Annotated in this window: 1 protein-coding gene (cut by a window edge); it reads right to left on the bottom strand. The window is 72.3% G+C overall.

Annotation, left to right across the window (positions count from 1 at the left end; translation table 11 throughout):
• Nucleotides 1-14,041: the beginning of a type I polyketide synthase gene (locus B1H29_RS34805; protein ID WP_079160631.1), read on the bottom strand. 18,251 nt of this gene lie to the left of the window's left edge; only the first 14,041 of its 32,292 coding nucleotides appear in the window; the start codon lies at nucleotides 14,039-14,041; its stop codon lies beyond the left edge, outside the window.

Genomic DNA, 14,041 nt, shown 5'->3' with positions numbered 1-14,041 from the left:
GTTCGACGGACATGGTGCCGTCGGCGTCCCGGAGCAGCCGTGCCCGCAGAGCGGAGGCACCGGAGGCGTGCAGCGAAACGCCGCTCCAGGAGAACGGCACTCCGCCGTGGCCGTCGTCGTCGAGCGCGAAGGCGTGCAGGACGGCGTCGAACAGTGCCGGGTGCAGACCGAAGCCGCTGCCGTCCGTCCCTTCGTCGAGGACCAGCTCGGCATACAGTTCTTCGCCCCGGCGCCAGGCGGCGCGCAAGCCGCGGAAGGCCGGTCCGTAGGAGAACCCCGCGTCGGCCAGCCGCTCGTAGCAGTCGCTCACATCGACGGGGCGGGCGTCCTTCGGGGGCCACACGGACGGGTCGAAGCCGGACGGCGTCGCGTTCGCGGCTGGGGCAGGGGCAGGGGTCAGGATGCCGGTGGCGTGGACGGTCCAGGGGGCCTGGGCGTCGTCCTCGGCCCGCGCGTGCACGCTCACCGCGCAGCGGCCGTCCGCGTCCGGCATCCCGACGCGCACCTGGATGTGGGTGCCACCGTGGTCGGGTACGACCAGCGGAGCCGACAGGGTCAGTTCCTCGACCGTGTCGCAGCCGACCTCGTCGCCGGCCCGGATCGCCAGCTCCAGCAGGGCCGTCCCCGGCACCAGGACCGAGCCCCGCACCACGTGGTCGGCCAGCCACGGATGGGTCCGCAGCGACAGCCGGCCCGTGAACACCACCCCGTCGGGGCCCTCGTCGCCGGCCAGTTGGACGGCGGCGCCGAGCATCGGGTGCCCGGCCGCGCCCAGCCCCGCGAACCGCACGTCTCCGGCCGTGGTCGGCGCACCCGCCGGCCAGTAGCGCTGCCGCTGGAAGGCATAGGTCGGCAGGTCCACCGTGCGGGCACCGGTGCCGGCGAAGTACGCGGCCCAGTCCACCCCGGCCCCGGCGACGTGCAGATGGCCCAGGGCGGTCAGTGCCGCCGACTCCTCCTGGCGGTCCTTGCGCAGCAGGGGTACCAGGAGCGCGTCGTCTCCGGCGCTCTCGCGCGCCATGCCGCTCAGCACACCGTCGGGGCCCACTTCCACGAAGCGCGTCACACCCTGCTCCACCAGCGCGCGGATGCCGTCGTCGAACCGTACGGCCGCACGGACATGCGTGACCCAGTAGGCCGGCGTGGTGAGGTCACCGGGCTCGGCGATCCGGCCGGTCACATTGGAGACGACGGGCAGGGTCGGGTCGCCGTAGGAGAGGTCGTCCACCACCGCGAGGAACTCGTCGAGCATGGGTTCCATCAGCGGCGAGTGGAAGGCGTGCGACACCCGCAGCCGGGACGTGCGACGCCCCAGCCCACGGAACGCCTCCGCCACCGCCTCCACCGCGGCCTCGACACCCGACACCACCACCGACGACGGCCCGTTCACCGCCGCGACCGACACCTCGTCGGTCAGATGCGGCAGGACCTCCGCCTCAGTCGCCTCGACCGCCACCATCGCACCACCGGCCGGCAACGCCTGCATCAGGCGGCCACGCGCGGCCACCAACACACACGCGTCCGCGAGCGAGAACACCCCCGCCACATGCGCCGCCGCCACCTCACCGATCGAATGACCGGCCACGAACTCCGGCCGCACCCGCCACGACTCCACCAACCGGAACAACGCCACCTCGACCGCGAACAACCCGGCCTGGGCATACGCCGTCCCGTTCAGCAGGTCCTCGTCGTCACCCCACACGACCTCACGCAACGGCCGCTCCAGATGCCCGTCCAGACCGGCACACACCGCGTCGAACGCCTCCGCGAACACCGGGAAACGCCCGTACAACTCCCGGCCCATACCAAGCCGCTGCGAACCCTGGCCGGAGAACAGGAAGGCCGTACGGCCCGTGCCGGCCAGTCCTTCCACGACGCCCGCGTCCGGGACGCCCGCCGCGAGCGCCTCCAGGGCAGCCGACTTGTCCTTCGCCAGCACCACCGCACGGTGATCGAACACCGAGCGCCGCGTGGCCAGCGAGAACCCGAGGTCCACCGCACTGCCCCGCGCACCGCTTTCTTCCGTGTACTCCCGCAGTCGCTCGGCCTGCGCCCGCAGCGCGGCCCCGGTCCTGCCGGAGAGCACCCACGGCACGACGGCATCCGGTCCGACGGCATCCGGTCCGACGGCTTCGGCACCGTCTCCTGTCGGCGTGACTTCGGCTTCCGGCTGTTCGAGGATGACGTGGGCGTTGGTGCCGCTGATGCCGAAGGAGGACACACCCGCCCGACGCGGACCTTCCTCCTGCGACCACGGCACCGGCTCGGTCAGCAGCTCCACCGCACCCGCCGACCAGTCCACATGCGAGGACGGGGCGTCCACGTGCAGCGTCCGCGGCAGCACACCATGCCGCATCGCCATCACCATCTTGATCACACCGGCCACACCCGCAGCCGCCTGCGTATGCCCCAGGTTCGACTTCACCGAACCCAGCCACAACGGCCTCTCCTCCGGCCGGTCCTGCCCATAAGCGGCGATCAACGCCTGCGCCTCGATCGGGTCACCCAGCGTCGTACCCGTACCGTGCGCCTCCACCACATCCACATCACCGGCCGACAGACCACCACTGGCCAACGCCTGCCGGATCACCCGCTGCTGCGAAGGACCATTCGGCGCCGTCAGACCATTCGACGCACCATCCTGGTTCACCGCACTGCCCCGCACCACCGCCAGCACCCGATGACCGTTGCGCCGCGCATCCGACAACCGCTCCAGCACCAGCACACCGACACCCTCGGACCAACCCACCCCATCGGCCGCATCCGCGAACGAACGGCACCGGCCGTCCGCCGACAAACCCCCCTGCCGCGAGAACTCCACGAACGTCGTCGGCGTCGACATCACCGTCACACCACCGGCAACCGCCAACGAGCACTCACCGGAACGCAACGCCTGCGCCGCCCAGTGCAACGCCACCAACGACGACGAACACGCCGTGTCCACCGTCACCGCCGGACCCTCGAACCCGAACGTGTAGGACACCCGGCCCGAAGCCACGCTGCCGGCGCTGCCGCTTCCCTGGTAGCCCTCGAACTCGGGACCGGTCAGCAGGTTGGCGTAGTCGTGGTACATGACGCCGGCGAAGACGCCGGTCTGGCTGCCCCGCAGGGAGACCGGGTCCATCCCGGTCCGCTCGATCGCCTCCCACGTCGCCTCCAGCAGCAACCGCTGCTGCGCGTCCGTCGCCACCGCCTCCCGCGGACTCATCCCGAAGAAGTCCGGATCGAAGTCACCCGCGTCGTGCAGGAAACCACCCGACCGCGTGTACGACGTCCCCGGCACCCCCCGGTCCGCGCTGTACAAGGACTCCACGTCCCACCCACGGTCCGACGGGAACTCCGACACCGCGTCCGCACCCTCGGACACCAGCCGCCACAGATCCTCCGGCGACGACACCCCACCCGGATAACGGCACGCCATCCCCACGATCACCACCGGATCGTCCGCCACCGACGGCAACGAGCCCACCGGCACCACCGAGGCCGGCTCCACCACACCGAACAGCTCGTCCAGCAGACAACCCACCAGCGCGTTCGCCGTCGGGTAGTCGAACACCACCGTCGCCGGCAACCGCAGCCCCGTCACCTTGCCCAGCTTGTTCCGCAGCTCCACCGCCGTCAGCGAATCGAAGCCCAAGTCCTGGAAGGCACGCCCCGGATCCACCGTCCGCGCACCCGCGTGCCCCAGCACCAGAGCAATCTGCGCCCGCACCAGATCCAGCAGCACCTCACGCCGCTCGTCCCGGCCCAGCCCCTCCAACCGCTGCACCAGACCGACCGCCGCCACCGAACCACCCGCAACCGACCGCCGCGCCCGCACCCGGACCAGGCCCCGCAGGAGAGCCGGCACCTCTTCCTCGCCACGAAGGGCGGCGAGGTCGAGGCGCACGGGCAGGACGACGCTCTCTTCACCGGCCAGGGCGGCGTCCATGAGCCGGGTGCCGAGTTCGGGGCTCATGGGCGGCATGCCGGCGCGGGCGATGCGCCGGTGGTCGGTCTCCGACAACGCTTCCGTCATGCCGGCGTCCTGCGACCACGGACCCCACACCAGCGAGACCCCCGGCAGACCGAGCCCACGACGATGCCGCACCAGAGCGTCGAGGAACGAGTTGCCGGCCGCGTAACCCGCCTGACCCGCACTGCCGAACGTACCCGCCACCGACGAGAACACCACGAACGCCGCGAGATCCAACTCCCTGGTCGCCTCGTGCAGGTGCCAGGCCGCGTCGACCTTGGGACGCAGCACACCCGCAAGCCGCTCACCCGACAGCGACTCCACCACACCGTCGTCCAGCACACCCGCCGCATGCACCACGGCCCGCAGCGGACGCTCCGGCGCGATCCCGGCCAACAACCCGTCGACCGCCCCGGGCTCGGCAAGGTCGCAAGCCTCTACCGCCACCCGCGCACCCAACCCGGTCAACTCCGCGACCAGACCGTCCACGCCCTCGGCAGCCGCACCACGACGACTCACCAACAGCAAATCGCGCACGCCACGCTCGGCCACCAGATGACGGGCCACCACACGACCCAGGCCACCCGTACCACCCGTCACCAAAACCGTGCCGTCAACCCCGGCCACATCCCAGGCAGGCGCCCCATCGCCGCCCGGCTCCGAAGGCACCCGCGCCAGACGAGGCACCGACACCTCACCACCACGCACCGCCACCTCGGCCTCGGCCTCACCCACGGCCAACGCCACCTTCAGCGACTCGGCCGACAGCACCACACCCGGCTCGACATCCAACAGACCGAACCGCCCCGGATGCTCCAGCCGTGCGGAACGCACCAGGCCCCGGACGGGCCCGGCCGCCAGGTGCTCGGCGCTGTCGGAGGCGGCGACCACGAACACCAGACGGCCCGCCGCGAAGCGGTCGTCCGCCAGCCACTTCTTGACCAGCTCGAGGGCCCACGCGGTCGTCGCCTGCGCGGCTTCGACGACCTCGGGCGAGTCCGGCACGGAGACGAACACCGTCCCGGGCACTTCGTGCTCGGCCAGTGCTTCCAGGTCGGCAACGGTGATCAGCCCGTCCGAACCGGTGGGGAACACGCTGAGGCGGTCGCCGCCCAGCAGTGCGCACGGGGCCGGGGAGGGAGCAGTACCGCGAGCCCTGGCCGGGACCCAGTCCACGAAGTAGAGGGGTTGCGTACCGCTCCCCGCCCCACCGGCCTCGGTGACGGGCCGTACGACAAGGGATTCCACCGAGGCGACCGGTTCGCCGGCCGGGTCGGCCAACTCGACGGCCAGGGCGTCCCCGCCCACCCGGGTGAGCCGGGCGCGCAGTGCCGACGCACCGGCCGCGTGCAGACGCACCCCTTCCCAGGCGAAGGGCACGCCCTCCGGCCCGTCGCCCTCACCGAAGGCGAAGGAGGCGTGCAGGGCGGCGTCGAAGAGCGCCGGGTGCAGGCCGAAGGTGCCACCGTCGACGTCGTCGTTCAGGGTGACCTCGGCGAAGACCTCGTCGCCCCGGCGCCAGGCGGCCCGTAGGCCCTGGAACACCGGGCCGTAGCGGAGGCCGGCTTCGGCCAGCGACTCGTAGCAGTCGGTGACGTCGACCGGCTGGGCGTTCTTCGGGGGCCACACGGTCGCGTCGAAGCCGGGGCGCCCGACGGTCGCGTCGTCGGACAGCGTGCCTTCCGCGTGCAGGGTCCAGGGGCCGTGGTCGTCGTCCTCACCCTGCCCGTCGTGCCCGTCGTGCCGCGAGTGGACGGCGACGCTGCGGCGTCCGGTCTCGTCGGGTTCTCCGACGGTGACCTGGATGTGGGTACCGCCCTGGTCGGGTACGAGCAGCGGAGCCGACAGGGTCAGTTCCTCGACCGTGTCGCAGCCGACCTCGTCGCCGGCCCGGATCGCCAGCTCCAGCAGGGCCGTCCCCGGCACCAGGACCGAACCCCGCACCGCGTGGTCGGCCAGCCACGGATGGGACCGCAGCGACAGCCGGCCGGTGAGGACCCTGCCGTCCGTGCCGGCCAGTTCGACGGCCGCGCCCAACAGCGGGTGCCCAGGGGCGCCGAGGCCGGCCAGGCGGATGTCACCGGCTCCGGTGACCGACGCGACGGGCCAGAAGTACTCGTGCTGGAAGGCGTATGTCGGCAGGTCCACCGTGCGGGCACCGGTGCCGTCGAGCACGGCGGCCCAGTCGGCGTGCTGGCCACGGACGTACAACCGGGCCAGTGCCGCGAGGGCGACGGCCACTTCGTCGCGGTCCTCGCGCAACAGGGGTACCAGGAGCGCGTCGTCTCCGGCGCTCTCACGCGCCACAGCGCTCAGCACACCGTCGGGGCCCAGCTCCAGGAACCTGGTCACTCCCTGGTCCACCAGAGCCCGGACACCGTCGTCGAAACGCACGGCCTCACGCACATGGCTCACCCAGTAGGCGGGCGAAGCCAACTGCTCGTCATCGGCCACCGCGCCCGACACGTTCGACACCACAGGCATCCGAGGCGCCGCGTACGACAGCCCCTCGACGACCGCCCGGAACTCGTCCAGCATGGGTTCCATCAGCGGCGAGTGGAAGGCGTGCGACACCCGCAGCCGGGACGTGCGACGCCCCAGCCCACGGAACACCTCCGCCACCGCCTCCACCGCGGCCTCGACACCCGACACCACCACCGACGACGGCCCGTTCACCGCCGCGACCGACACCTCGTCGGTCAGATGCGGCAGGACCTCCGCCTCCGTCGCCTCGACCGCCACCATCGCACCACCGGCCGGCAACGCCTGCATCAGGCGGCCACGCGCAGCCACCAACACACACGCGTCCGCGAGCGAGAACACCCCCGCCACATGAGCCGCCGCCACCTCACCGATCGAATGACCGGCCACGAACTCCGGCCGCACTCCCCACGACTCCACCAACCGGAACAACGCCACCTCGACCGCGAACAACCCGGCCTGGGCATACGCCGTCCGATCCAGAACCTCCTTATCCTCACCCCACACGACCTCACGCAACGGCCGCTCCAGGTGCCCGTTCAGACCGGCACACACCGCGTCGAACGCCTCCGCGAACACCGGGAAACGCCCGTACAACTCCCGGCCCATACCGAGCCGCTGCGAACCCTGACCCGAGAACAGGAAGGCGGTGGAGCCCGGTTCGGTCGCGCCGACGATCGCAGCAGGGTCGCTCTCCCCCACGCACACCGCGGCCAGGCCGCGCACGGCGGAGTCACGGTCGTTCGCGAGTACCACGGCGCGGTGGTCGAAGACGGAGCGCTGCGTGGCCAGGGAGCAGCCGAGGTCCACGGCACGCAGGTCCGGGGCCGCTTCGACGCGGGCCAGGAGGCGTGCGGCCTGGGCGTGCAGGGCGGCCTCGGTCTTGCCGGAGAGGATCCACGGCACCGCTCCGGGCGCGAGGGAGGCGAGTCCTCCGGTCTCAGCGCCCTCGTCCGTCACGGGCTCGGATTCGGGTTGTTCGAGAACGACGTGGGCGTTGGTGCCGCTGATACCGAAGGAGGACACACCCGCCCGACGCGGACCTTCCTCGTCCGACCACGGCACCGGCTCGGTCAGCAGCTCCACCGCACCCGCCGACCAGTCCACATGCGAGGACGGGGCGTCCACGTGCAGCGTCCGCGGCAGCACACCATGCCGCATCGCCATCACCATCTTGATCACACCGGCCACACCCGCAGCCGCCTGCGTATGCCCCAGGTTCGACTTGATGGAGCCGAGCCACAACGGCCGGTCCCCCGGCCGGTCCTGCCCATAAGCGGCGATCAACGCCTGCGCCTCGATCGGGTCACCCAGCGTCGTACCCGTACCGTGCGCCTCCACCACATCCACATCACCGGCCGACAGACCACCACTGGCCAACGCCTGCCGGATCACCCGCTGCTGCGAAGGACCATTCGGCGCCGTCAGACCATTCGACGCACCATCCTGGTTCACCGCACTGCCCCGCACCACCGCCAGCACCCGATGACCGTTGCGCCGCGCATCCGACAACCGCTCCAGCACCAGCACACCGACACCCTCGGACCAACCCACCCCATCGGCCGCATCCGCGAACGAACGGCACCGGCCGTCCGCCGACAAACCCCCCTGCCGCGAGAACTCCACGAACGTCGTCGGCGTCGACATCACCGTCACACCACCGGCAACCGCCAACGAGCACTCACCGGAACGCAACGCCTGCGCCGCCCAGTGCAACGCCACCAACGACGACGAACACGCCGTGTCCACCGTCACCGCCGGACCCTCGAACCCGAACGTGTAGGACACCCGGCCGGAGGCGATGCTCGGGGCGCTGCCGTTGCTGCGGAAGCCTTCGTACTGCTCGTCGGCGAGCATGTTGCCGTAGTCGTTGTACATGACGCCGGCGAAGACGCCGGTCTGGCTGCCCCGCAGCGACACCGGGTCCATCCCGGCCCGCTCGATCGCCTCCCACGTCGCCTCCAGCAGCAACCGCTGCTGCGCGTCCGTCGCCACCGCCTCCCGCGGACTCATCCCGAAGAAGTCGGCGTCGAACGCGCCCGCGTCGTGCAGGAAGCCACCGGACTTGGTGTAGCTGGTGCCCGAGGCCTCGCGGTCGGGGTTGTAGAGGACGTCGGCGTCCCAGCCACGGTTGACGGGGAAGTCGGACACCGCGTCCGCGCCCTCGGACACCAGCCGCCACAGATCCTCCGGCGACGACACCCCACCCGGATAACGGCACGCCATCCCCACGATCACCACCGGATCGTCCGCCACCGACGGCAACGAGCCCACCGGCACCACCGAGGCCGGCTCCACCACACCGAACAGCTCGTCCAGCAGACAACCCACCAGCGCGTTCGCCGTCGGGTAGTCGAACACCACCGTCGCCGGCAACCGCAGCCCCGTCACCTTGCCCAGCTTGTTCCGCAGCTCCACCGCCGTCAGCGAATCGAAGCCCAAGTCCTGGAAGGCACGCCCCGGATCCACCGTCCGCGCACCCGCGTGCCCCAGCACCAGAGCAATCTGCGCCCGCACCAGATCCAGCAGCACCTCACGCCGCTCGTCCCGGCCCAGCCCCTCCAACCGCTGCACCAGACCGACCGCCGCCACCGAACCACCCGCAACCGACCGCCGCGCCCGCACCCGGACCAGGCCACGGAGCATGGGGTGGATGTCGCCCTGTTCACGCAGGGCGGGCAGGTCGAGGCGCACGGGCATGACGACGGGTTCGCCGGTGGCGAGTGCGGCGTCGAAGAGGGCGGCGCCCTGCTCGGGGGTGAGTTCCGGCATGCCGGCGCGTGCGATGCGCCGTACGTCGGTGTCGGAGAGGGTGCCGATCATGCCGGTGTCCTGGGTCCACGGGCCCCAGGGCAGGGACGCGGCCGGCAGGCCGAGCGAGCGGCGGTGCCGGGCCAGGGCGTCCAGGAACGTGTTGCCCGCCGCGTAGTTGGCCTGTCCCGGGCCGCCGAGGATGCCCGACATGGAGGAGAAGAGCACGAAGGCGGTGAGGTCGAGGTGCTTGGTCGCCTCGTGCAGGTGCCAGGCCGCGTCGACCTTGGGACGCAGCACACCCGCAAGCCGCTCACCCGTCAGCGACTCCACCACACCGTCGTCCAGGACACCCGCCGCATGCACCACGGCCCGCACCGGATACCGGCCCACCAGATCCGCCACCGCGGCAGCGTCAGCCACATCACAGGCCTCCACCACCACCCGGGCACCCAGCCCGGACAGCTCGGCCACCAAAGCATCCGCACCCTCGCCGGCCGCACCACGACGACTCACCAACAACAGGTCCCGCACACCATGCTCGGCCACCAGATGACGGGCCACCACACGCCCCAGACCACCCGTACCACCCGTCACCAAAACCGTGCCCTCAACCCCGGCCACACCCCAGCCGGAATCATCCGCGCCGGACCCGGACACCACCCGCGCCAGACGAGGCACCAACACCTCACCACCACGCACCGCCACCTCGGCCTCGGCCTCACCCACGGCCAACGCCACCTTCAGCGACTCGGCCGACAGCACCGCACCCGGCTCGACATCCAACAGACCGAACCGCCCCGGATGCTCCGAGACCGCCGACCTCACCAGACCCCACACCGCAGACCCGGCCAGGTCCTCACCCGCTACGACACCACGCGTGACGAACACCAGACGCGAGCCCGCACACCGCTCCTCCGCCACCCACGACCGCACCGACTCCAACGCCCAGGCGGCTGCTTCGTGCACGGAGTCGACGACACCGGTCCCCTGTTCAGCGGTCGGCGCTACGACGGCGAACACCGTCGCCGGCAGCGCACCGTGGTGCACCAGCGCGTCGATGTCGGCATGACGAGGGCCGGGCAGGGCGGCAAGGTGGTCGTCGGTGGTCCCGAGGACGGCCGTGGAAGGGGCGTCCTCGGCACCACCGTCCGGCGCTGGGGCGGCGACGGGCGTCCAGGCGAGGTGGAACAGGGCGTCCCGCGTCGTGGTGTCGACGGCGCCGTCGGAGGCGACGGCGCGCAGCAGCAGGTTCTCGACGGTGGCGACCGGTGCGCCGGCGGGGTCGGCCACGGCTACGGTGGCGGACTCGTCGCCGGTACGGGTCAGGCGGACGCGGAGGGCCCGGGCGCCGGTGGCGTGCAGCGTCACGCCTTCCCAGGAGAACGGGACGACGCCCCGCGCGAGTCCACCGAGGGCGGAGATCTGCACGGACGCGTCGAGCAGCGCCGGGTGCAGTCCGAAGCCTGCGGCGTCGCGCGCCGCGGATTCGGGGAGCGCGACCTCGGCGTACACGTCGTCGCCCTGCCGCCAGGCGGCGCGCAGCCCCTGGAAGAGGGGGCCGTACTCGTATCCGCCCTCGGCCATGCGCTCGTAGATGCCCGTCAGGTCGATGGGCTCGGCGTCGGCGGGCGGCCAGGCGGCGGTGTCGAAGACCGTGGCGTCGGAGGTGGTGGTGTCGGAGGCGGGAGCCGTCCCCGGGGCGAGGATGCCCGTGGCGTGCTCGGTCCACGGCAGGTCGTCCGCGCCCTCGGGCCGGGAACGGGCGGTGAGGCTCCGGCGGCCGGCGGAGTCGGCCGGGCCGACCTGGAGGTGCAGTTGGACGCCGCCCCGCTCGGGGAGGACGAGGGGGGCGGCCAGGGTGAGTTCCTCGACGCGGTCGCAGTCCACCTCGTCGCCGGCCCGTACGGCGAGTTCGACGAACGCGGTGCCGGGCAGCAGTACGTTGCCCATCACGACGTGTTCGCCCAGCCAGGGGTGGGTGTGCAGGGAGAGCCGCGTGGTGAGGAGGAGACCGTCGGAGTCGGAGAGTTCGACGGCCGCGCCGATCAGGGGGTGGTCCGCGGTGCGCAGGCCGGCGGACTCGACGTCCCCGGAGGACGCGTCGGGCGTGGGCCAGTAGCGCTGATGCTGGAAGGCGTATGTCGGCAGGTCGGTGAGGCGGGCTCCGGTTCCGGCGAGGTACGCGGTCCAGTCCACCGTCAGGCCGTGTGCCGCCAGCCGGGCGAGAGCGGTGAGGGCCGTGGTCTCCTCGTCGCGGTCCTTGCGCAGCATCGCGACGAGCACAGCGTCGTCGCCGGCGCTCGCGCGCGCCATGCCGCTGAGCACACCGTCCGGACCCAGCTCCAGGAAGCGGGTGACGCCCTGCCCGGCCAGCGCGCGGATCCCGTCGTCGAAGCGCACGGCCGCACGGACATGGGTCACCCAGTACGCGGCCGAGGCCATCTGGCCGGGCTCCGCCAGGGCGCCGCTCACGTTGGAGACGACGGGCAACCCCGGCTCGGCGTAGGTGAGTCCCTCGGCGACCGCCCGGAACTCGTCCAGCATGGGTTCCATCAGCGGCGAGTGGAAGGCGTGCGACACCCGCAACCGGGACGTGCGACGCCCCAGCCCGCGGAACACCTCCGCCACCGCCTCCACCGCGGCCTCGACACCCGACACCACCACCGACGACGGCCCGTTCACGGCCGCCACCGACACCTCGTCGGTCAGGTACGGGAGGACCTCCGCCTCCGTCGCCTCGACCGCCACCATCGCACCACCGGCCGGCAACGCCTGCATCAGGCGGCCACGCGCGGCCACCAACGCACACGCATCCGCGAGCGAGAAGACACCGGCGACATGCGCGGCCGCCACCTCACCGATCGAATGACCGGCCACGAACTCCGGCCGCACCCCCCACGACTCCACCAACCGGAACAACGCCACCTCGACCGCGAACAACCCGGCCTGGGCATACGCCGTCCCGTTCAGCGGGTCCTCGTCGTCACCCCACACGACCTCACGCAACGGCCGCTCCAGATGCCCGTCCAGACCGGCACACACCGCGTCGAACGCCTCCGCGAACACCGGGAAACGCCCGTACAACTCCCGGCCCGTACCGAGCCGCTGCGAACCCTGACCCGAGAACAGGAAGGCGGTGGAGCCGCCCTGGGCGGTGCCCTCCTCGACGGCGGGGTGGGGTTCGGCGGCGGCGAGGGCGGTGAGGGCCTGGGCGGTGGCCCGGGGGTCGGTGGCGAGGACCACCGCGCGGTGCGGGAGCGGGGCGCGGCCGACCGCGAGGGACAGGGCGATGTCAGCGTGCCGGGGGCGGGCGGCCGAAGCCTCGACGTGGGCGACGAGGCGTTCGGCCTGGGCGCGCAGTGCGGCCTCGGAGCGGGCGGACAGCAGCCAGGGGGTCACGGCGGGGTCGACGGCCGGGGCCTGCGTACCCGTGCCATCGGGGGTCTCCGCTTCCTCTTCCTCGGGGAGGGGTGCCTGTTCCAGCAGGACGTGGGCGTTGGTACCGCTGATGCCGAAGGAGGAGACGCCGGCGCGGCGAGGGTGGTCGGCGGCGGGCCAGTCGGTGGCCTCGGTGAGGAGTTCGACGGCGCCGGTGGTCCAGTCGACGTGGGGAGTGGGCGTGTCGACGTGCAGGATCGCGGGCAGCACACCGTGGCGCATGGCCATGACCATCTTGATGACGCCCGCGACACCGGCTGCGGCCTGTGCGTGGCCGATGTTCGACTTGACGGCGCCGAGGTGCAGCGGCCGGTCGGCGGGCCGGTTTCGGCCGTAGGTGGCGAGGAGGGCCTGCGCCTCGATGGGGTCACCGAGGGTGGTGCCGGTGCCGTGCGCCTCGACGGCGTCGATCTGGTCGGGGGTGAGGCGGGCGTCGGCGAGGGCCGCCTCGATGACGCGGCGCTGGGAGGGACCGTTGGGGGCGGTGAGTCGGCTGCTGGCGCCGTCCTGGTTGACGGCCGTGCCGCGGATGACGGCGAGGACCCGGTGGCCGTTGCGGCGGGCGTCGGAGAGGCGCTCGACGAGGAGGACGCCGACGCCCTCGCCCCAGGCGGTGCCGTCGGCGGCTTCGGCGAAGGGCTTGCAGCGGCCGTCGGGGGCGAGGCCCCGCTGCCGGGAGAACTCGGTGAAGAGTTCGGTGGTCGGCATCATGGCGACGCCGCCGGTGAGGGCGAGGGAGCACTCGCCGGCACGCAGGGCGCGGGTGGCGAGGTGGAGGGCGACGAGGGAGGAGGAGCAGGCGGTGTCGACGGTGACGGCCGGGCCCTCCAGGCCGAGGGTGTAGGAGATGCGGCCGGACAGCACGCTCATCGCGCCGCCGGTGAGGTTGTGGCCCTCGGTCTCCTCGGTGGTGCGGGCGAGGGAGCCGTAGTTGGTGTCGGCGCCGCCGACGAAGACGCCGGTGTCGGTGGCGCGGAGGGAGGCGGGGCTGATCCGGGCGCGTTCCACGGCCTCCCAGGCGGTTTCCAGCAGGAGCCGCTGCTGGGGGTCCATGGCGAGGGCTTCGCGGGGGGCGATGCCGAAGAGGTCGGCGTCGAAGTCGGCGGCGCCGTCGAGGAAGCCGCCCTCGCGGACGTAGCTCTTGCCGGGGGTGCCGGGGTCGGGGTCGTAGAGGGAGGCGAGGTCCCAGCCGCGGTCCTCGGGCAGCGGGCCGACGGCGTCGGTTCCGTCGGCCACCAGCCGCCAGAGGTCTTCCGGGGAGCGGACGCCGCCGGGGAAGCGGCAGGCCATGCCGATGACGGCGATCGGCTCGCTCTGGCCGGCCTCGACAGACTCCAGCCGCTGACGGGTGCGACGCAGGTCTGCGGTGACCTTCTTGAGGTAGTCGCGGAGCTTGTCTTCGGAGCTTGCCAT

It is taken from the genome of Streptomyces pactum, assembly GCF_002005225.1.
GTDB lineage: Bacteria > Actinomycetota > Actinomycetes > Streptomycetales > Streptomycetaceae > Streptomyces > Streptomyces pactum_A.
Note: the sequence above shows the minus strand (reverse complement) of the source record. Positions and strands in the feature narration are given on the sequence as shown.